At 36.4% G+C, this 23,622-nt stretch carries 14 protein-coding genes; 12 read left to right on the top strand and 2 right to left on the bottom strand.

The genetic code is table 11. From position 1 onward, the window contains the following. Positions 1-83: 83 nt before the first annotated feature. The 10 genes from AA0017_RS15360 to tnpA all read left to right on the top strand — a co-directional run bounded on the left by AA0017_RS15360 (position 84) and on the right by tnpA (position 19,042). A complete protein-coding gene (locus tag AA0017_RS15360) occupies positions 84-1,907 on the top strand; it encodes a cache domain-containing sensor histidine kinase (RefSeq protein ID WP_413375817.1) in 1,824 nt (607 codons plus the stop codon). Next, positions 1,888-3,441, top strand: coding sequence for a response regulator transcription factor (locus AA0017_RS15355; protein ID WP_413375815.1), 1,554 nt, complete (start codon positions 1,888-1,890; stop codon positions 3,439-3,441). The genes AA0017_RS15360 and AA0017_RS15355 overlap by 20 nt, the downstream gene beginning before the upstream one ends. Before the next feature lie 134 nt (positions 3,442-3,575). After that, the gene (locus AA0017_RS15350; protein WP_413375813.1) at positions 3,576-5,276 is read left to right on the top strand and encodes a DUF2264 domain-containing protein; all 1,701 of its coding nucleotides are present in this window, start codon (positions 3,576-3,578) and stop codon (positions 5,274-5,276) included. A 204-nt stretch (positions 5,277-5,480) separates the two neighbouring features. Beyond that, positions 5,481-6,608: a glycoside hydrolase family 88 protein gene (locus tag AA0017_RS15345; RefSeq protein WP_413375811.1), complete on the top strand. Its 1,128-nt coding sequence runs from the start codon at positions 5,481-5,483 to the stop codon at positions 6,606-6,608. Between the two features lie 676 nt (positions 6,609-7,284). Then, entirely contained in the window at positions 7,285-14,070 is a 6,786-nt protein-coding gene (locus AA0017_RS15340) for an immunoglobulin-like domain-containing protein (protein WP_413375809.1), read from the top strand. Positions 14,071-14,374: 304 nt separating this feature from the next. Then, the gene (locus AA0017_RS15335; protein ID WP_413375807.1) at positions 14,375-14,986 is read left to right on the top strand and encodes a peptidoglycan-binding domain-containing protein; all 612 of its coding nucleotides are present in this window, start codon (positions 14,375-14,377) and stop codon (positions 14,984-14,986) included. Positions 14,987-15,345: 359 nt separating this feature from the next. After that, positions 15,346-16,287: an iron-hydroxamate ABC transporter substrate-binding protein gene (locus AA0017_RS15330; protein WP_413375805.1), complete on the top strand. Its 942-nt coding sequence runs from the start codon at positions 15,346-15,348 to the stop codon at positions 16,285-16,287. A 66-nt stretch (positions 16,288-16,353) separates the two neighbouring features. Next, on the top strand, positions 16,354-17,361 hold the full coding sequence (locus tag AA0017_RS15325) for a FecCD family ABC transporter permease (protein ID WP_413375803.1): 1,008 nt from the start codon (positions 16,354-16,356) through the stop codon (positions 17,359-17,361). Then, positions 17,358-18,377, top strand: coding sequence for a FecCD family ABC transporter permease (locus AA0017_RS15320; RefSeq protein WP_413375801.1), 1,020 nt, complete (start codon positions 17,358-17,360; stop codon positions 18,375-18,377). The genes AA0017_RS15325 and AA0017_RS15320 overlap by 4 nt, the downstream gene beginning before the upstream one ends. 203 nt (positions 18,378-18,580) lie before the next feature. After that, positions 18,581-19,042: an IS200/IS605 family transposase gene (gene tnpA / locus AA0017_RS15315; RefSeq protein WP_413382362.1), complete on the top strand. Its 462-nt coding sequence runs from the start codon at positions 18,581-18,583 to the stop codon at positions 19,040-19,042. Positions 19,043-19,256: 214 nt separating this feature from the next. On the opposite strand, the gene AA0017_RS15310 is transcribed toward tnpA, so the two are convergent. After that, positions 19,257-20,063, bottom strand: a complete 807-nt coding sequence (locus tag AA0017_RS15310) for an alpha/beta hydrolase (protein ID WP_413375799.1) — start codon at positions 20,061-20,063, stop codon at positions 19,257-19,259. 207 nt (positions 20,064-20,270) lie between these two features. Beyond that, complete coding sequence (locus AA0017_RS15305) at positions 20,271-21,455, bottom strand: helix-turn-helix domain-containing protein (protein WP_413375797.1); 1,185 nt, start codon at positions 21,453-21,455, stop codon at positions 20,271-20,273. 153 nt (positions 21,456-21,608) lie between these two features. On the opposite strand from AA0017_RS15305, the gene AA0017_RS15300 reads away from it, so the two are divergent. Beyond that, on the top strand, positions 21,609-22,547 hold the full coding sequence (locus AA0017_RS15300; RefSeq protein WP_413375795.1) for an ROK family protein: 939 nt from the start codon (positions 21,609-21,611) through the stop codon (positions 22,545-22,547). A 130-nt stretch (positions 22,548-22,677) separates the two neighbouring features. Beyond that, positions 22,678-23,385, top strand: a complete 708-nt coding sequence (locus AA0017_RS15295) for an SDR family oxidoreductase (protein ID WP_413375793.1) — start codon at positions 22,678-22,680, stop codon at positions 23,383-23,385. The last annotated feature ends 237 nt before the right edge of the window (positions 23,386-23,622 follow it).

Raw genomic sequence — 23,622 nt, 5'->3', positions numbered from 1 at the left:
AAGTAATAATAAATCTTAATATGATTACGCTTTCATGTTACGATAAGATTATAAAATTCTACTTTGTATAGGGGATGTTTAGTATGAGGTTTATAAAAAAGAAAAACCTTAAAATTAGCGATAAATTCTCATTTAAGCATAAACTATTAATCATTATAATCCTATGTATTTCCTTTCCTATTTTATTTAGTATGGGGAGTGTTATTTATACGAGTAGTAATATTATGAAAAGCCAAACAATTGAAAATGAAAATTATTCATTAGAAATAGGGAATCTTTATATTAACAAAACAATAAGCGATATTATCCAAATTATGAATTATATTCTTTTTGATGATGAAATTAAAAGTATATTAAATAAAAGCCTTCATGAACCAATAAAACCAAGTTCGTTTTTAGAAGTGAATTCTAAATTAGACCATCTCACTAGAAATAGCAATATTAATCTATATATTATACCGACGCAAGGTGAGCAATATTTCGTAAATAAAAATTATCGTGATAAGGTCGATTTAGATGTTGCAAGGGAACGGTTTGCAATTTTAGAAAAAATGCATACATTTAAGGTTCATAGTTTTACTTCGTTAGAATTGGAGCTCGAAGGTAAGGATATAAATCAAGATGAGCAAATGTTTCTATTAGGGAGGAGGCTGATAAACTATAATAACCAAACAACAGCCTATATATTCGCAGGAATTAATAAAAATGAAATTGACAAATTACTTTCTAGTAGTGAAAAAAATGAAAATCGCAATATCTTCCTTTTAGACGAAACGGGAAGAGTTCTATACGATGAAAAAATGGATATTATAGGTGATGAATTTACACGCTTTTCTGAATTAAATAAAAATAATTCTGTATTTATTTATGAAGATGGCAATGATTACTTAATGAGCCATAGAGACATAGGTTTTGCAAATAAGAGCCTAGTAAGTTTAACTTTATACAATGAAGCAACCGCGGCGCTAGGAAAGGCCTACACGATAAATATTTATTTGTTAGGTGCTGCCTTTGTATTATTAATCGTTACTTTATTTATTGTTGTGAGTAAGTTTACCCAACCTATTGGAAAATTAGCAGGAATTGCAAAGGAGATAGAGGAGGGGAACCTCGACGTTCGATCGAATATCGATCGGAAGGATGAAATTGGAAGATTAGGAGTCGCATTTGATTTAATGCTAGATAAAATTCAAGATATGATTTATCAAGTAAAGGTTGAACAATCAATAAAACGAAAAAAAGAGATTGAAATACTCCAGGCAAAAATAAAGCCACATTTTATCTTTAATATTCTTAATACGATACGAATTAGAATGATTAAAAATGGAGATACAGAAACTTCGAGTTTAATTGTTTCCTTTAGTAAATTTTTAAGAAATACGTATAGAGGAGAAGAGTGGATTACGTTACATGAAGAGGTGAACTATACGTTAGATTATTTGAACCTTATAAATTTCATGAGAAAGCAAAATATAGAAGTTCACTTGAATTTATCTTCGTCGACATTAGGTGTAATGGTACCACGTTTTTTTATTCAACCAATTGTTGAGAATTCTTGTAAGCATGGGTTTTTAAATCAACTAGGGAATATCGAAATAAATACGAGAGAAGAAGAAAACTATGTCATTGTAATCGTTCAGGATGATGGATTAGGCATAGACGAAAGTAGACTAAAATTATTGCAAGATCATTTGAATTTAAATAAACAAAACATTGTTTCAAAATACCTTAGAGACGATGAAAAGATGTTTGGAATTGGATTAAAAAATATCTATGAACGAATGAGATTAATTTATGGTGATCAATTATCGATGAAGATTGAAAGCAAATCAAATAGAGGGACTGTGGTTACTTTTCGTTTACCGATAAAAGGAGGAGGTTTAATAAATGAAAGTATTACTAGTTGATGATAATTATCAAATGTTGGAGTTTATACATGACTGTATTCCTTGGGCTGAAAAGGGGCTAGAAGTTATCGGGTTGTGTGAAAATGGAGTCGAAGCCCTAGAATTAGCTAAAAAGAACATGCCAGAGATTGTTCTTACAGATATTGATATGCCACATATGAATGGGTTGCAACTTATAGAAGAAATTGAGAAATTAAATCCGGATATACAATCCTTGATTATTTCTTGTCATGACGACTTTCAATATGCACAAAAGGCACTGAAATTATTAGTAAATGATTATATTATTAAAGAAACAATTGAAGCTGAATCATTGATGGAAGCAATAGATAAGGTCATTGCAAAAATTAAGGTGAAGAAATCACTAGTTGAGCAAAATAGAACAATGTTAAAAAAACAATGGCTAAGAGCATTAGTTGATGGTCCCATTAACATTGAAGCAGAATGGGTGTCTAGAAGCAGAACGTTTAATATTGATTTAGAAACAAAAAGTTATATACCTGTTATTGGGTATGTGCGCAATATAAATAGCACTCTAGAACGTTTTAAGTCAGCGGATTTAATAATGTATAAAATAGATGAGATGGCACAAGAGAATAATATGGAAGGGTTTATATATGACAATTTTCAGATGCTTTGGTTTTTCCAAGACTCTAACTGTATAAAAGAAAATATTTACGAATATATTAGAGACTCTTTGTCAGAACTTCAAGAAACTCTTAATAAAAATTGCGGAATTAAGGTAGCTTTTATATATAGTAAGCCTGTGGCTACAATCCATGAATTTCAACAGTCAATCCAAAAAATGATCCAGATTAAACATGAGTGGTTTTATATAGAAGACGAAAGTGTATTTGCTTTAGAAAATATGAAAAGTTCATTCTCAACAGAGAATATTTTCTCTCAATTCCCAACAGTAGTAGATGATTTAAAAAAGTTGGTATACGAAGAGGAAGATTCTACTATTGAGCAAACGGTTAACAATTGGATTGAGTTATTAAAAGAGAATAAATATCACCCAGAAATGATTAAAAGCTGGTTAAATAATATCTTGGTCATGATTCAATTAAATAATAATTTTGTTAACTATAAAAATCAATATAATGATTTATTCCATAATGAAATAAATTCAATTGATAATATTCAGCAACTAAGAGAATATGTCTGTCAATATATAAGAGGGGTTATTGATTATGTTAAATCTGAGGGGAAATCAGAGCGACAAGAAATATGGGAAGCGAAAAAATATGTAGAAACACACATTAATGAGCGGATAACAATGGAGAGTGTGGCTCAGCACCTATTCATGAATCCAAGTCATTTTAGTAGAATCTTTAAAAAAGAGACAAATGAAACCTTCATTGAGTATGTAACAAAGTTAAAAATGAAGAAAGCTGTCGATTATTTAAAAAATACAAATAGTACGGTTGAAGAGATTTCTTATAAACTTGGTTATGAAAATACAAGTTATTTTATTAAGTTATTCAAAAAAACGAATCTATTATCTCCATTAGAGTACCGGAAAGCGAACTAATTTAAAAGCACAATTTCATACAAGGACATTTAGTCAAATTTATTCTATCATTTGTCAAAATAGCTTCATGAAATCAAGAACTCCCGTCTATAAAATGAAACTATGATTAGTTCATTGTAAAAGAGGGTGATCTCATGAGTAATGTTAATGAGGAAAATTGGTTACGAAATCGAAACGATATCATAAATCTATTTCATACGATTACTGAACCACTGAGCCCCCACTTTAGCGAGGGAAATGCCAGATTGCACTTGGGAAACACGAATGCACACTTTGGTCATGATATCGCTGGTATCGAAGGTTTTTCCAGAGCCTTATGGGGAATAGTTCCACTGCTCACAGGTGGGAAAGAAACTAAGCTATTAAATGGATACTTACAAGGAATAAAAAATGGTACTAATCCTGAACATGAGGAGTATTGGGGAGAAGTAGAAGATTTTGATCAACGTTTAGTAGAAATGGCTGTTTTTGGTTTTGCCCTAGCTCTTGTTCCGGAGAAATTTTGGACGCCATTAAATGAGAAAGAGCAAAACAATTTATATCGGTGGTTAAATCAAATTAATGAAAAAGAATGTGTCCCAAATAACTGGCAGTTTTTCCGAGTCTTTGTCAATATCGGCTTTGAAAATGTAGGGCTTCCTTATGATATGGAAAAACAAGAAGAGGCTCTTAATAAAATTGAGTCCTATTATATGGATGATGGTTGGTATAGTGATGGTGATACTGCTCAACAAGATTATTACATTCCTTTCGCATTCCATTTTTATAGTCTTATTTATGCGAAATTAATGAAGAATAAGGATCCAGAAAGAGCACAGCGATTTATAGAGCGTGCGTCAATCTTTGCAAATGATTATCTATACTGGTTCGCTTCAGATGGTTCAGCCCTACCATTTGGAAGAAGCTTAACATATCGGTTTGCCCAGGGGGCCTTTTGGAGTGCCGTTGCTTTTGCTAATTTAGAAGTTATGGACTGGGGTATTGTAAAAGGAATGGTTTTACGTCACATGCGTTGGTGGATGAACCAGTCTATTTTTTCAAAGGATGGCTTATTAACGATTGGATATACTTATCCGAACTTGGTAATGGCTGAAAACTATAATTCACCTGGTTCTCCGTATTGGGCGTTAAAGACGTTCTTATTATTGGCATTAGAAGAAGAACACCCATTTTGGCAAGCAGAGGAGCAAGCTTTTCCGAGGCTTGAAAAACGGAAGATTCAAAAGAATCCTAAGATGATTTTTATTCATAATGAGAAACAAAATCATGTGCTTTCTTTAACTTCAGGCCAATTTTTAAAATCAATTCATGGTCAAAATGATGCAAAATATACGAAGTTTGCTTATTCGAATCAGTTTGGATTTTGTGTACAACGAGGGAATGACAGTGAGGAACAGGGAGGCTTTGATTCCATGCTGGCATTAAGTGAACGGGATGGTTATTATCGTGTTCGCAAATCTTGTGAAGTGGTGAAGTGGGAGAATGAATCATTATATTCATTATGGAAGCCCTGGGATGATGTAGCTATTGAGACGTGGCTTGTTCCTATTGATGAGTATTGGCATGTTCGAGTTCATCGCTTGGAATCAGAGCGAGAATTGGATGCGATAGAAGGTGGTTTTTCTATACCGTGGGAAAAAGATACTATTTCCACTGGGAGAGGTAAGCTAAAGACTCAAGAAATGGAGAAAGGATACGTCTCATTACCGTGGGGTGTGAGTGGCATTGTTCCATTATATGGAGAGCGTCAAACAAAAGTGGTCAAAACAGAATCCGAATACGAATGTATTGTACTCAAGCCCTACATTTATTCCTTCATTAAAGGGGTTGATTAATAAAGGGGTCACTTGGTACGGTGCTGCTATTTTCGGGTATGTTGGTAATGAAGACGTCACGGAAATATGGAATGAATCCCCGAAGTTATTTAGTCGTTCAAATGATAATAATTTCGAAGTTATGTATCAAGGGGATGTTATTCACGTTATAGGAAGTTATCTATAAAAAGATTACTAGAAAATTATGCATGGGAAGTGATGAGAATGAACGAAATGGAATTGGCATGGGTTGAAAAAGCATGGAAGCAGGTGACCGAAAAAGTAGGGCGTACAAGTGATAAAATCGGTGCAAACTTTCCTCATGCAAGTGTTAAGGGGGAATATAAGCTAGAGTCGCCTAACTGGTGGACAGCTGGATTTTGGCCTGGACTTCTTTGGTTGTTGCATCGTGATTTAGATGATCTGAAATTGAAGAGAATTGCAGAAGAATGTGAAGAAAAGCTGGATAAGGTTATTAAGGATTTTTATAACCTTGATCATGATATGGGATTTATGTGGACGTTAACAAGTCTTACAAATTACAAACTTACAGGAAGTGAAGATTCAAAACGTCGAGCTTTGTTAGTGGCGACTATTTTGTTAGGACGGTTTAATACAAATGGAAACTTCATCCGCGCTTGGAATCCTTGGAATGAAGGAGAAGAAAATTCTGGATGGGCTATTATTGATTGCCTGATGAATTTGCCGCTTTTGTATTGGGCATCCGAAGAGACTGGAGATCCTCGGTTTAGAAGTGCAGCTAAAAAACATGCAGATATGGTGTTGGACTATTTTATTCGGAAAGATGGAGCTGTTCATCATATTGTTAAGTTTGATTCAGAAACGGGTGAACATTTAGAGAATATAGGTGGCCAAGGGTATTCAGAGTACTCGGCTTGGTCCCGTGGAACGGCATGGGCCATTTATGGTTTGGCGTTAAGCTATCACTATACTGGAGAGGAACGGTACTTACAAGGGTCTAAGAAGGTAGCTCATTTCTTCTTGTCTCATTTACCAGAGGATATGGTCCCACATTGGGATATGCGTATTCCGGAAGAGGTGCCCAAATACCGAGATTCTTCTGCAGGTGCTATTGCTGCCTCAGGACTCCTTTTTTTAGGGGAAAAAGTAGGAGTTAACGAAAGTGAGGTTTACCGTAATGCAGGTATTAAGATACTTCAATCCCTTTATATTAATTATGGTGATTGGGAAAATGAAAATGAAGATGGTTTGATCCTTCATGGAACAAGTCATTATCCTGAGAGAAGTAATATAGATGTGCCACTTATTTATGGTGATTACTATTTTGTCGAAGGATTAGCGAGATTAAAAGGGTATGGTGGTTTGTTCTAAAGATAATGCTAAATAAAAAATATGCGGCACAACTAATTTATTACGTTAGTTGTGCCGCATATTTTTTATCAATTCTTTTGTTATTTCCTAGATACAGGAAAATATTTGTTAGTTACTTAAATACTGTTACCTTCAAATCAATCTCATGTATTCTGCAATTTGAAAAGTTAATAATTCGCTCATTTATTTAACTGTGCAAAAAAAACAATATATGTAGTCAATATAGTGGCATAAAAAAAAATAGATATGATGGTAATATGTAAGCGTTGCCAAGTTGTTTTGGATGATTGTGATGCAAAATAGGAAATGATTCGCCTTTTAATTATCAGAATTATCAAACAAAAAAAACGATTGTTGATAGGTGTGAAGAGGTTAGAACTGATATGGGACAAGCTCATTCAGCTAACATATAAGCTTTTAATCATTGGTTACGTTAAAATGGGATGTTGATTTTATATTAGTTATATTAAAAGTTATTTAGAGAGCTGACTTTAAAAACGTTGTATGTAACTTACCGAGTGAATGTACGTGTTTGAAAATGTTCAAAGCGCTCGAAGTACCATCGACTAATACAATAACAAGGTAATTAACATCACACTTTAACAAAACAAAATGAAAGGAGGTATTGGAAAAGTCATTCATATCTTGGCAGATTTTTATGAGGGGGAAAATGGTAATGGTTTATTGTTTGAGGAATAAGGGAGTTAAAATTGGACTATCTATATTGCTGGTCTTTTCGATGTTTTTTTCTAGCATTCCAAGCCTGTTAACATATGCAAATGAAGGGAATCCAAGTGTGGCTCAAGACACAAAAGGCATTCAATCTGGAGTTCTGTGGACTGATACAGATGGGAAGGCTATTACAGCTCATGCTGGTTCTGTTCAAAGAATGAATGAAGCTGAGCTAGGTATTGATTTTACTGGAAATGGGACCATGTCTGAGGATGTTTGGGTGTGGTATGGTGAGGATAAAACAAATGCTACCCGTCCAGTAGATGGAGTAAGATTATATTTATCTGAAGATTTTATTAATTGGACAGATATGGGAATTGTCTTGCATACGCATGATAAATTACCAACGAAATTAAACTCAAGTGAAACGGAATTAGAATACGATGTTGATAGTTTAGAAGAATTAAAAGAGTGGGGGAATTTAACTGAATCAACTGAAGATGTAGCAGATTCTCAAATAAAAATGGCTAAAAACTTCTTGGAAGCCTATGTAACCGAGTGGAAGGACGAAGATAATAGGATAGCTGAAGCTTATGATGAAGAGCATTTAAAGGTCGCTTTTGAAAACTTGTATGGTCGTTACAACATTGTTGAACGTCCAAAAGTTATTTACAATGAACAAACGAAAAAGTATGTGATGGTTTATCACGCCGATGGTCCTCAAAATATAAATGAAGATCTAGTAAATTGGGTTAAAAGAGGGGCAGATCCTGACGATATTGATACCGGGAGTCGTTACGGAAAAGCACAAATTGGGTTTGCTGAATCTGATTCACCGTTAGGACCTTTTAAATTAGTGAATGCTGAACGAATGAATTGGACAGAAGGAGTGACACCAGCTCATCGATATGGTGAATCTCGTGATATGACAGTCTTTGTTGATGATGCAAGTGGTTTAAATGATAGCGGTGTCTACAATGCATATGTAGTGTATTCTAGTGAAATGAATCAAGAGATGTACGTTTCTTTATTAAATTCAGAATATACTGGTCCAGCTGTTGAAGGTGGCGATGCGGTACCAGGGGAGCACTATAATTATAGAGTGTTACCAGACAAGCATAGAGAGGCTCCAGCGATTTTTTACTTTGATGGATATTATTATATGCTGACTTCAGGAGCTGATGGTTGGAATTCTACTGATGTCATTTATTATCGCTCTGAATCAATGATTTTGCCAACAGGGGAGCAATGGGAGAAGGTTGGAGATCCATTTGCTGAACAAGGCACAAAGGGAAATGATTCTCAACCAACTAGTATCATTTCAGTAGATGATGAAAAAGGGCAATTTATATATATGGGTGATCGGTGGAGTGTAACAGGAAATGGTTCAGCCGGTAGTGATTCACGTTATGTATGGTTACCGATTCAAGTAGGAAGCGACAATACGATTAGAATTGAAAATGAAGATAGCTGGGACCCAACAAATGAGTGGTTATATCAAAAGATTACGATTAATACAGAAATCCCAGAACAAGTATTAGTTGGACAAACACCAGATTTACCAAGCGTTGTGAATGTCACAACAACTAAAGGCAATACATTTGATACACCTGTGACGTGGTCGTATCATGCTGATTCATTTTTAGAACTAGGAACAGTGACTGTGGAAGGAACTTTTCCTGAATTAAATAATAGGGTAATCAATTTAAAAATTGAAGCCGTTGAACTAGTGGTACTTGGAGAAGTCGAATTAGATACAGATGTAGTCTTGTATGGAAATGAGTATTTTCTAAATACAACGGTTCAAAATAAATCCAATTCAACTACAGAAGTAACAGTAAGAGCAAGTGTTCCAAGTAGTTGGAGTACTGAACCTGTGACATTACAGTTAGATAGTCAAGAAATGCAAGATGTTGCTATTCCTGTTAGCCCACCAAATGAAGGAGGGCCTCACTTAGGAAGTTTAACGGTTTCTATTTCCATTGAGGATAATGTCCTTGAAGAAAAAAGAGTGGATTTTGTATCTGTCCCAAAAGCAGAAGATTTAGTTTATGCCTTAGATGCAGGAACCGAATCTAGTGAAGTGTTTGAAAATTATACTAGGTTATCACCTGTTGATTTGTATGTTGAGGAAAATGGATTTGGTTGGAAGGGTACTGCTCCAGACAGTCGTGATCGCGGGGGAGTAGATGCTTTACGAAGAGATTTTATCGCTAATTTCAATCCAGCCACATTAGTGCTTGATATTCCAGCTGGAGAGCATCTCGTTTACGTGTTATCTGGAGATCGCCAGTATAGCCAAAGCAATACAGCTGTTGCTGTTAATGGAGAGAAGGTTGCGGAAACGAGGGGAACGGCTGAAGCAGAATTTAAAGTTTTGACTTTTGCTTTAGATGGTGGTGAAGAAGGAGAATCATTCGATATTGGTTTTTCAGGTGTTCAAGGAAATCATTGGGTCTTTAATGCCGCTATGGTAATGCCTTTTGAGGGGGATTTGCTTGAATATGCTGCGAATCAAATTGATTACAAAGATTTTCTAAATAGAAATGATAGCAAAGAAGAAATTAGAACAGATTTAGCATTTCCACACCTTGGGCCTTATGGAATGAATTTAACCTGGGACTCAAGTCATCCAGAAATTATTTCTAATGAAGGAGCCGTAAATCGACCTTCGTATTCTGAGGAGAACCAAGATGTAGTTGTAACTTTAACAATCTCAGATGGTTCAAAATCAGTTACAAGGGAGTTTACGTTCACTGTATTGAAATATGACTCAAGAGATGATGATCTTAGTACAATAGTGATTGATGGAAATGATATAGATGAATACAATCGTTTTAAAGGATTTGGAACCGTTACGGCTAATAACACATCACGTTTAATGATGGACTATAAGGAGGAGCACCCTTCAGCTTATTGGGAAATTATGAATAAGTTATTTAATCCAAAAACAGGTGCAGGGCTTACGCACGTTAAAGTAGAGTTAGGTGCTGATGTAGACTCATCTTCAGGAACCGAACCTGCTACAATGCGATATTCTGATGAGCCGGCGAATGTTATTAGAGGAGCTGGTTTTCAATTCGCTGCTGATGCAAAATCTATTAATCCAAATATTACAACTGAAATTTTGCGTTGGGGCGAACCTCGTTGGACTTGGGAAGGTGCGGCAAACCAAGAATATGAGGCACGTTACCAGTGGTATAAACAGACAATGGATGCTGTTTATGAAGAATATGGCTTTCAGTTGGACTATGTGGGTATTTCTCAAAATGAGAGAGCTCAGAATAATGGTCGAAATGAGTTGGAGTGGCTAAAGTATTTTACGACAACAATAAAAGAAGAGCCTAATTATGAAGCAGATTATCAAGATATTAAGCTTGTTGGGGGAGATGGATATCGCGATACACAAACCATTGCTCAAACACTTTTAGATCATCCAGATTTAATTGATGAAATTGATGTGATAGCAACTCATTATGGTTTAACAGGTTCAAATGCCTTGACTGAACTGCAAAATAAATTAATTGCTGAAGGAAAACAGCCAAAAGAAGTTTGGTCATCTGAAGGCGTTTCTCCAATGATTAATGCTCGTTATCGAATTAATATGGAGCCTCATTATCAAGGGCTTGGAGGTCAATATGGTATTGTTGATGTAACGTCCCGCATTATTTCTATGTATACATGGGAAGGAGCAGGGGAAAATCCATTAAATGCTGTTTCTTTTGACTTTCAACCTTCTGTAGGTGCTTTTTATCAAGGGTCTTCTTATAGTCCAAAACATTTAATTAGTGCATTTACTCCATGGAATGGTCATTATGAAGTCGATGGTGGGATATTAGGTGTACGTCATGTCATGAATTTTGTCGGTTATAATGACGTGAGCACAACTGAAAATGAACGTTGGCAATATATTAAAGGTGCAACATATAGCGATGGGAATTTCATGGACGGTGGAGTGGATGTCGATACGAGTACGCATAATTATATGACGTTAAAAGACTCCATAACGGATGATTATACGACCATCTTTGCAAATAATACAAGAGATGTACGTCATTATACAATTCAGACGGAAAATTTAAATGGAAAAGAGAATGCGGAAGTTTATGTTTGGGAAACACGTGGTCCAGATGAGGGCCAAGCTTATGATGCCAATTGGTTTCAAAATGTCAATGTCATTACACCGGTAGATGGTCAGTATCAAATTGAAGTGAAGCCTTATTCGATCGTAACGATTTCTACATTAGATCGAGCATCTGAAATTGAAGGTTTCGAGTATGAATCAAACCCAGTTGATCTAACAGAAGACACTATTTTGCCATTACCTTATACGGATGATTTTGAATATGGAAATTATGGTGTAGATGAAAATGGTCGTGATTATATTGAACGTCGTGGAGGTACCCCTCGTTATACGACAGACCAGCGAGGAGCTTTCGAAGTTGTAAGAGAAGCAACAAAACCTTTAAATCAAGGAAGTGCAGAACGTATTGAACGAGAAATTCCAGAAGCCGAAACTCGAGGAAATCTACTTCAACAAAAAATAACACCTGATATTATCGGAGCAGATTGGGCCGTTTGGGGTGGAACGGATGGTAGTGCGAATAATAGTAACCCACATACGAATTTTGGTGACTATCGTTGGGTGAATTATAAAGTCTCTTATGATTTCTTGTTAGACTCTCATACACCAGAAGTGTCTGGAAGAAGTAACTATGCTTTAATCGGGGTCAGACATGTAAAAGCAGGTGGAAATGATTCACATGCACCTTATAATGCACGCGTCTATTTAGATGGTACCTATGAAATTCTTCGCTTGGGAACAGTCGTTGAACACGGAATGATTGATGATTTTGATCATACAGTTTGGAATCATTTGGCGTTTGAAGCGAGAGAAAATGTCTTTACGCTTTACCTAAACGAAGAAAAGATCGCTTCTTATACAGATGTTGATGCTACAGTCATGTCTGGTCGAGCTGTAATTGGCTCTGGTTATTATGAAACGCTATTCGATAACTTAAGAGTAGATCCAATTGAAGGCTATTCTTATAAATCGGAGAAATATTCTAGTTCACAAGGAAAATTATACGAATCTGAAGAGGACGCTTTAAAGAATACGGATACGATGAATCCAATTGGTTATGTGGGCGATTGGAACTATGCACGAGTTGGTTATGGACATTATAACCGTTCACAAATGTCTACTAGCACAGATTATCCTGTTTCAAGCTTAGTATCAGTCTGGTTTGATGATGTATCAGAAGGGCTAAGGACTCAACAAATCAGGCCAAATGATATTGTAAAAGTACAAGATGATGAATCATTAATTGGCGATGAGAAGAATACCGTTTATGCATTTAGAAAAAATAACCAGTGGGGTTCGCAGGATTCGAATGCTTGGGCGAATTTTAATGATGACCCTTATATTCTCATAAACTTTACAGGTACTGGAATTGATTATCTGTCTGGAACAGGAGATCAAACGGCGTATCACTTTGAGTTAAATGGTGAAGATGTCGGTAATCATACGGTCGATACTAATACTGGTATCAGGTTTTCAATAAGGGATCTAGAAGAAGGAGATCACATATTAAAGGTTTCATTAGGCGATAACGAAAGAAAAGAAGACTTTATGGATTTCCGTGAAGTTCGCATTTACAGTGAAGGAGAAGCAGATACTTTACATCAAGTCGTTTATTCAGGCGATTGGAATTCAAACCATTTACATGCATGGGGAGAAGAAGCTTCTTCCTTTAACATTAAATTTGAAGGGACCGAAATTAAGCTATTTGGGATAACAGGCCCTTCACATGGCTCTGCCAATATTTATTTAAATGGTGAATTCGTTGGTGAGGCAAATTATTTAAATAATAGTGAAGTGAATCAGGTTGTCTGGTCTATAGCTGACCTTGAAGACAAAGAGCATACTATTGAAGTGGTTGCTCAAGATGGTTCAATTAGTTTTCACAAGGCAGAAATAAGTAATTCAACTGAAGTAAATGTAAATCCTGGTAGTGGCGATAGCAGTATGATTTTTCATTTTGAAGGGGAAGGGTTTAATTTATTCGGTTCGACACCTGCTGCTATGATTGATGTATATATCGATGATGAACTAGTGGATGGGAATTATAGAGTAAACCCTAAAGGTCAAAGAGAAACTTCGTATTATATTCGTGGACTTGAGAATGAAGAGCACACAGCTAAAATCATCGTGAAAGGTGGAACATTCCATTTAGAAGGTATGGATGTAATTAAAGGTTTAGGTGAACCCGGAGACGGAGACGGTGAACCCGGAGATGGAGACGGTGAACCCGGAGATGGAGACGGTGAACCCGGAGATGGAGACGGTGAACCCGGAGATGGAGACGGTGAACCCGGAGATGGAGACGGTGAACCCGGAGATGGAGACGGTGAACCCGGAGATGGAGACGGTGAACCCGGAGATGGAGACGGTGAACCCGGAGATGGAGACGGTGAACCCGGAGATGGAGACGGTAAGCCAGGAGACGGAGATGATAAACCAGGAGATGTAGACGGTAAGCCAGGAGACGGAGACGGTAAGCCAGGAGACGGAGATGATAAACCAGGAGATGTAGACGGTAAGCCAGGAGACGGAGACGGTAAGCCAGGAGACGGAGATGATAAACCAGGAGATGTAGACGGTAAGCCAGGAGACGGAGGTAAGTTACCGAATACGGCCACTAATGTATTTAATTGGTTATTAGTAGGGTTTATCATGCTATTAGTAGGGATAGGATTTAAAGTATATCTAAGGCGTAAAAGCATATAGACCGATTTTATTGATAAGTTAAATAAAATTAATAATTAGTTGTTTGGATAACCAAAGACCCTTAATCTCTAGATTGGTATCTAGAAGTTAAGGGTTTTTTTCTGGCTCATTCACAAGAGAAAGAGTTAAATGAATCAAATAGTTAGACAGTTAATTTTTTGATTTTATCTTTAATTAACAAAGAGCGTAATGATTATTAGCTAGTGCATTAGTCAATTATAAAAAAAGATGTGAATTTTCACAAAAATGGTTTCACAAGTACAAAAGGGGTATATGTCACTAACCATTAAAGGAGGAGATTTGTATGAAAAAGAAATGGTTAGCTTTAGTACCAGCAATTGTGCTTGCAGCTGCATCAATTGCTATTCAACCTGTTGATGCAGCCTCGGAAACGGAAGCAAAAAATAAACAGGTTCAACTTTCAGAACCCTTAATAACACCAAATTATAGTGCGTTATTCGAATGGGCACCTAAAGAGCAGCCAATACTCCAAAAAGGGCCGCAAAAGTCTTTTGAAGTGGAATTTTTACAAGTGATGTTAAACCATTTTGGATTTGATACAAACGTTGATGGCATTTTTGGTCCTCAAACTGACCACCAAGTTCGACAGCTGCAAGAGGCCAAGGGATTAGCACAAGATGGGGTTGTTGGTGTTAATACTTGGACAGTATTGCTTGACGAATATGGAGAAAAGATTTTCTCGGTAGAAAGAGCCATTCATTTTGCAGAAGAAGCTCTAAATAATGACGATCTTGTGTTTAGTAGAGTAAGTGGATATCATGAGGAATCAGATGAGCAAGGTTTTTATAAATTGAGAGCGCAAAGTCAAGAATTAATTGATGGTGGAGGTAGTGGTACGGTTGGATTCTATGATGTGTATACAAATGGAGATGTTGTAGAATCTGAGCCAAATTAACCTATGCCATTTAATCTAGCTCCAATAGATATTTTGAAAAGAAAATATGAAATTATCCTCCAAAAAAACTTTGACTGAAATGGTCAAAGTTTTTTTGTGGATTGAGGATACTTTTTTTAGGAGATATAAAGAGATTCTTGTCTAATGACTGTTAGAACTTGGTTATTATTGATAATCATTTTCAGATATTTTTATAATAGATATTGACAATCATTCTCAATAGGATTATATTCTTGATAGCGTTTAATACTGATAATTGTTATCAATATAATTATATCCTTTGCTTTGTCGGAGGTTTTTAATATTGATGCATTGATTGGAATTGAGTCAATTATATATAAACCAAGGGGAGAATAAAAATGAATAGAATATTTATGAGAATAACACTCGTATTCTTGTTTCTACTGCTTGTTAGTGCTTGCGGTCAAACGAATACTCAAGAAAATTCTAGTGAAGAGGAAAGTGACGTTTCAGAAGAAGCAAGTGTAGAGACGATTACGTATGAATCAGAGAATGGTCCAATTGAAGTTCCAGCTAATCCAGAAAGAGTTATCGTCCTCGCATTTGCCGGTAATGTGATGGCTTTAGATGTTCCTTTAGTCGGTGTTGATTCTTGGACAAAAACGAACCCTCAATTTGCTGATAGACTTGAAAATATTGAGGAAGTATCCGATGAAAACCTTGAGAAAATTATTGAGCTTGAGCCAGATTTAATTATTGCTTATTCGACTGCAAAAAATTTAAATCAACTTGAGCAAATTGCCCCGGTTGTAACGTATACATACGATGCCGTCGATTATTTAACTCAACATATTGAGATTGGTAAGCTTCTAAATAAAGAAGAGGAAGCAACAGAGTGGGTTAATGACTTTAAAGCTCGTTCTCAAGAAGCTGGTGATGAAATTAGAGCACATATTGGCGAAGACGCAACGGTTTCAGTTATTGAAAACTTTGATAAGCAACTATATGTCTTCGGTGATAATTGGGGACGCGGAACCGAAATTCTTTATCAAGAAATGAAGCTAGAGATGCCTGAAAAGGTGAAAGAAATGGCATTAGCTGATGGGTATTATGCATTATCTGTGGAAGTGTTGGATGAATTCGCAGGAGATTATTTAGTCATTAGTAAATCCGAAGAAACAGAAGGCTCTTTCCAAGATACAGAAACGTATAAAAACATTGATGCAGTGAAAAATGATCGTGTTTTTCAAGTAGATGCGAGTGAGTTTTACTTTAATGATCCATTAACATTAGAGTATCAACTAGAATTTTTTATGAAGAATTTTTTAGAAAGTGAATAAAATAGAGCTCATGGTAGGGATTCTCTTAAGAGAATTCCTCTTCGCTTTTATGGTGAGGGAGATTAGATGGAAAAAGGGTCAAAGAGGGTTCTCACATTTTCAGTGAAATTGATACTAGCAATTGTTGTAACGTGTTTTGCTTTTATTATGGCTTTAACTTATGGGGCAGCAGAAACGAGTATACAAGATGTATGGAGTGCATTGTTTAGGACAAGCACTTCAAATGTGGTAGTCATGCTCCAAGAAATTAGGCTCCCACGGATAGTCGCTGCTGTTGTTGTAGGAGCAGCATTAGCTGTTGCAGGTGCTATTATGCAAGGAATGACGAGAAATCCATTAGCAGATCCAGGGCTAATCGGATTAACGGCAGGTGCTAACGCAGCATTAGCCTTAACGATTGCTTTGTTACCAGCAGTAAACTATTTTGGCTTAATGATTGCCTGTTTTATTGGTGCTGCCATTGGTGCTGCACTTGTATTCGGAATTGGCTCCTCACAAAAAGGAGGATTATCTTCGTTTCGGATTATTTTAGCAGGTGCTGCGATCTCTGCTTTTTTGCATGCGATTGCAGAAGGTATTGGCTTATACTTTAAAATTTCAAAAGATGTATCGATGTGGACGGCTGGTGGTCTAATAGGGACCACGTGGGGACAGTTAAACATTGTCATCCCGATTATTATGAGCGGATTAATCATAGCGATCCTGTTTTCAAAACAATTGACGATTTTAAGCTTAAGTGAGGATGTGGCAACAGGACTTGGCCAAAAAACGTTTGTTGTCAAAATGGTTCTATTTATTGTTACGGTTGTCTTAGCAGGTGCGGCTGTTTCTATAGTAGGGAATCTCGTTTTTATTGGCTTAATGATTCCACACATCGTACGTATGATCGTTGGAATGGATTATCGAGCCATTATTCCAATGTCTGCTGTCATAGGGGGACTGTTTATGGTATTGGCTGATACTGCGGCACGAACGATTCATGCTCCTTTTGAAACACCGGTTGCGGCGGTTGTTGCTTTATTAGGCCTTCCATTCTTTTTATTAATCGTACGAAAAGGAGGGAAGGCAATATGATCGTAACAAACTCTTATAAAAAGCGCTATAAATGGGTTTTATCCGCTATTCTCATAGGATTAATAGGTACCATCTTAATGGGGATTAGTTTAGGGTATTCCTCTGTTTCCATTAATCGTTTAATTCCGACCATACTTGGACAAGGTTCTTTTAAGGATGAATTCGTGCTATTTTCTATTCGTTTGCCTCGTATGATCATCACACTTTTGGCAGGAATTGGTCTTGCCTTGTCAGGGGCGATTTTACAAGGGGTAACAAAAAATGATTTAGCCGATCCTGGGATTATTGGTATCAATGCTGGTGCTGGCGTAGCCATTACTTTGTTTTATTTATTTTATCCGTTGGACACAGGTATTTTTGTCTTTTTATTACCGATTATTGCTTTTTTCGGAGCGATGATAACAGCTCTACTTATTTATGCTTTTTCTTATGAACGAAAACGAGGAATTCAGCCAAGTAAATTGATTTTAACAGGTATTGGTTTCTCTATGGCACTCTCTGGCTTAATGATTGTATTAATTTCTTCGTCTGAAAGTCAAAAGGTCGATTTTATTGCAAGATGGCTGGCAGGAAATATTTGGGGATATGATTGGTCTTTAATTTTATCAATATTACCGTGGTTTTTAATTTTAATTCCGTTTATTTTGTATAAAGCCCATCAACTAAATGTATTAGGTTTAAGTGAACAAGTGACGATAGGAGTAGGCGTGCCCTTGCAAAAAGAACGCACCTATTTATTACTGGCAGCAGTTGCGATTGCCGCCGTGAGCGTTTCGGTAACTGGTGGTGTCGCTTTTGTCGGATTAATGGCCCCTCATATTGCCCGGGCACTAGTCGGCCCTAGACATCAATACTTTCTACCAATTGCGATGCTACTTGGTGGATGGCTATTACTCGTAGCCGATACAATTGGCCGAAATGTATTAGAGCCTGATGGAATCCCAGCAGGAATCGTCGTTTCTTTAATTGGTGCACCATATTTTATTTACTTATTATTAAAAAACAGTCGCACTTAGGTTTGTGAAAGTTTCAAGTCCTGATAAATCAGTCATGCTGATTTGTCAGGGCTTTTTAGTGGTTTCGAAAACCCCTGGCTATGCCGGGGGTTCTAAAAAGCTTCAAGCGTGGTATTAAAAAAAAACCTCACTTCATGGTAGGATAAAGTTGGTTTCCCGACCGCTTCATCGCACCAAAGAAGGAGGTATGCCCTGTGAAGGACATGAATAGTTTAGCACACACAACATGGAATTGTAAGTATCACATCGTGTTTGCACCAAAATACAGAAGACAAATCATCTATGGAAAATACAAAAAAAGTATCGGACAGATCATAAGAGATTTATGTGAAAGAAAAGGGGTCGTGATTCATGAAGCAAATGCTTGTCCGGATCACATCCATATGTTAGTAAGTATTCCGCCGAAGTTAAGTGTGTCACAATTCATGGGGTACTTAAAAGGGAAAAGTAGTCTCATGATATTTGATCGACATGCCAATTTGAAGTATCGCTACGGGAACAGGAAGTTTTGGTGTAGAGGCTTCTATGTTGATACAGTGGGAAGAAACAAGAAGCAGATACAAGAATACATTAGGAATCAGCTAAAAGAAGACTATATGGGTGATCAGTTATCATTGTTCGAAGACTATGACCCGTTTACCGGAGAGAAAAATAAGAAGAGATAAAGAAATTCTTTAGAATTAGTGGGTGAATGTGGTGCAAAAGGGAAACCGGTTCAGTGGGCCTTTAAGGCCTAGGCCGGTAAGAAAGGCTTTCAGCCGCAGAGTAAACCACCAGTTCACACTGGTGGTTTTGATTTTACGATAGGGGCACTTATCGTTTTAAATGAGTCCGTAGAACGGTGTAATTTAGATGGACCTCAGCAAGTCAATTGAATTACTAACGGTCTTTCTTTCTCAAAAAGAAATCTAAAGCTCTTCTAATTAAAGGGTGGAAAATAGAAATATGCCCTTCACCTTCAAACAGCTTATAATCGATATTTAAACATGGTAGGTTTTTAGATGCCAGGCGATCATACATAGTTGCTGCATCCTCGACCATGAATGAAAGTTCTTCTGAACCAATGGCAAGATATAAATTTTTTTGTTGGCTTTGTTGAGATAGCTTGCTACACGAGTCCTCTAGATTCTCCAGCAAATAACGATTTTTCCACCAGAGCGACGGGCTGCCCGCAATATAGGTTTGAAAGCATTCAGGATGGTGAAACAAGGTATGGAGTGCAAAAAAACCGCCAAGAGAATGACCAAAAATCGCTTGTCTATTGTGATTCACAGGAATACGCTGTGCAATTGCGGGTTTTAATTGCTGCTCTATAAATTGAAGAAAGGGATCGGCTCCTCCTACTTCAGGAAGTTTCATTCCCTCTGGTGACTCATCGTTCGTTGCGTGAATCGTATAATCGAAAAACCTTCTTTCAAAATCGTAGGGCTTGTCGGTTGGGTAACCGATGCCAACAACTGCCGCAGGCTCATATCTGGCATAAGTATATTCCTCCATTCGAAGAGCTTCGACAACAGAACCAAAAATAGCGTTCGCATCAAGCAAGTAAAGAACAGGGTACCCTTCTTCTGGTGCAGGAGTATCTGGTGTATGTAAGAAGATTTGATAATCTCTTTTTTCTTCAGAATACATCATGAACTTTTCAGTTTGAGCAATAGAGAATACATTATTATTGTTTTTGTGCATTTCTTTCTCCCTTCATAGACTCAGCGGCACAGGAATTTTGCTAAACGCATCAGCTATAATCATAAACAGTTATGGTCAGTATATAGTGAGGGTCGAATAATGTAAATGAGAAATGATATCAATACATTCTGAAAGTTCTCGTGCAATACGCTCAAAGCCTTTCCCTGAATAAGAGTTAAAATTTCTTTTTATAATTTTCGTAGAACATTATGTTTGTTTAATAATCATATTGTTTCGAAATTGAGTAGGAGTTTGAAGAGTATATTTCTTAAACACTTTTACAAAATAACTTTGATCATAAAAATTTAAAAGGGAGCAGATTTCACTAATGCTTAGATTTGAATAGATTATCAGTTCTTTTGCTTCGTCTATTTTTTGTTGCTGAATGAAATTTATCAGGGTTCCACCAGTCTCATCTTTAAATTTTTTAGAAAGATAGGCAGGGCTTAAATTGACATGATTGGCCAAGGTTTCTAAAGTTAAATCCTCATATAAATGGTTAAAAATATATTCCTGACATAATAAAATTGGTTTCGTATATTTAAAACGATTGACCCTAGCTACTCTATTTGTAAAATCGATGAAAATTTCCTCCATCAGCTTGGTGGTAGAATCAATATTAGTTAACCCCTCTACATGTTGTATATAAGAGTCACTTAAATTATATGCATATTTAAGGTATAGTCCTCCCTCAATTGCAGCTCTCGTTGCTAAAGTAATTGCCACGATTAATATATTCTTGTTGTTTCTTAACGAATCGTTTTTGGAAAGGGTACCATAAATGCCTCCTTTAGAATGAATTTTCATATATTGAATCATTTTCTCTTTATTTCCTAGTTTAATAGCGTGAAGAAGCTGCTTTTCAAGTAGATAAGGGTGATGATGAATAGCCTGTTCTCTTTGTTCAATAATTTTTAACTCGATAATATCGGGTATTAAAGAGAGATTAAAATTCTGATTTTCCTTAATAACTTCATTTAGAGAAAGTTGTTCGTTATATAAGAGATAATGAAGTAAAATGGCTGTGTTCAGAAGTATATTTGTATCAAATTCAAGCGCTGAATTTTCAATATCTTCATTTTTAACATTTGGCGAGAAGTAGCTTTCAGCATTTGGCCAAAGAACGAAGAGTTTGTCTTCATTATCTGGATAAGGCATTAACACGATCTTATCATTTTTTGAGTTTAAATAAGCTAATTGGACGGGCTTTTGATCTTTAATAGAAAATAGTTTGTTGACCATCTTTAGAGGGAGGGTCTTTTTTTCTATTAGAGAAGAGTATTTGCTAGTTGAAACCCATATCGTTTCTTGGTTATTTTCCAATAACAAAATGGGGATTGCTGTAGTGTTATAAATTAATTTACAAGCAATTTGAACATTATTATTATGCATTCACAATTAAATCCTTTCCGAATCTCATTCATTACAATAAAATAACTTACGGTGAAATAGTACCATTTGTCATAAAAAAATACCATATGTTAAAATGAAAACGCATTATACTTATGAAGTAGAAACGCCATATGATGATTAGGAGAAATGTTTATGTATTTAGTATTGGATATTGGTGGAACATTTATTAAATATGCCTTGATGAATTCTGGTGGAAATATTATAGATAAAGGGAGAATACCCTCTCCAAACAAGGGTGCCTTAATTAATTTAACTATTTCGGATACAGAGAGGCAGTTAGAGCGTTTTAAGGAAGTGCTTTTTTCTATCATAGATAGGCAAGATTTAACGAGTATCAAGGGGATTGCGATTAGTTGCCCAGGAACGATTGATGTTGAAACTGGAATTATTTATAACGGTGGGGATTTGTACCCGTTTTTACATGAGGTAAATGTAGTTGAAATCTTGGAAGAGCGATATGGTAAAGTTGTTCATATTGAAAATGACGGAAAATGTGCTGCATTAGCCGAATTATGGCTTGGTAGTGTGAAAGACGTAAATGATTCTGTTGTATTAGTTCTAGGTAGCGGTGTTGGCGGAGGCATTATTTTGAACAAAAAACTTCACCGTGGAGTGCATCTTTCAGCAGGTGAAGTAAGCTATGTCATGAGTGGATTAGACGCGATAACAAAAGAAGCTCAGTTTGTGGGGTTAGAATACTCCGCTGTAGAAATGGTGAAGAGAATTGCTCAAATAAAGAAGATTGAAGATCCAACGGATGGAGAGGCTGTCTATAAATATATTAATCAACAAGATAGGGAGGCGATGGAGGTATTCGATGATTACTGTACTAAGGTGGCCAGTCTTGTCTTAAATATGCAGTATATCCTTGATCCAGAAATCATTGCGATTGGCGGAGGGATTAGTGCACAACCGATACTTGTGGAGCGAATCCAATGGGTCATTGATGAAATTAAAAAGAAAAACCCATTACATGTGGCAAGCCCAAAGGTAGTTGCTTGCCAGTTTCAAAATGATGCTAATTTATATGGTGCCTTGTTTCACTTTTTTGTTAATCAGGAAAAAAAGTAAGTGAATGGACAAATATACCTATTTTAGGGGTCTCTTTTATTCGTTGTATAATAGTAAATAAATAATTATCTCAAATAAAAATGCTATGCTCGTATGGAATGAATTCTTATTTTAATAGGAGGTTTTCAAGATGGGACTATTACAAAGGAGAACGGCCATTATCACAGGAGCAAGTAGCGGAATTGGTGCTGGTATTGCGAAAGAACTGGCTAAAGAAGGGGCAAATATTGTATTGGCTGCCCGTAGTATAGACAAACTGGCTGAAGTAGAAAAAGAAATTAATGAACAAGAAAATGGAAAAGTTTTGACCGTCCAGACAGACGTAACAAGTAAGCAAAGCTTTGAAGACTTAGTTAAAAAGGCTGAAGACAGATTTAATCATGTTGATATTTTAGTGAACAATGCGGGGCAAATGCTTTCGTCTCAAGTTTGTTCAGGAAAAGTAGAAGAGTGGGAAAAAATGATCGACGTTAATATAAAAGGAGTGCTTTATGGTATTCATTCTGTCTTGCCATCTATGCTTGAACGCTCAAGTGGTCATATTATTAACATTGCATCTGTTTCCGGTATTGAAGTAACGAAGGTAAGTACTGTCTATAGTGCCACGAAATTTGCGGTCCGTGCGATTTCCGTTGGACTAGAAAAAGAACTGGCCAAAACGGGTGTCTGTGTCACCAATATTTCTCCAGGAATGGTGGACACGACTTTAGGTAACGAGAGTTCATGGAATAACGGACGTAAGAAGTTAGAGCCAAAGGATATTGCAAAAGCAGTCGTATATGCAGTAACACAGCCGGAATATGTGAATGTGAATGAAATAACCGTTCGTCCGGTTTGAAAATAAATAAAACAGAAATATCATAATCCTATCAATAAATTTCACTAGTATATGAATAAGAAGTGCTGGGACAGTAAGCCGGTAACATTTTACAATGGGTAAAATGTTACCGGCTTTCGTTGTAGAACCGAAGTGAAGGATTTTCGGATCTGCCGATTAGATTCTATGGGGTCTGTGCATAACGCGCCCGCTAGGGCACTGGGTAATCTCCGTTTTTATACATGTAGGGAATAGCGT

The organism is Alkalihalobacillus phoenicis (genome assembly GCF_047302405.1).
GTDB lineage: Bacteria > Bacillota > Bacilli > Bacillales > Bacillaceae_D > Alkalihalobacillus.
This window is presented reverse-complemented; position numbering and strand designations above follow the sequence as displayed.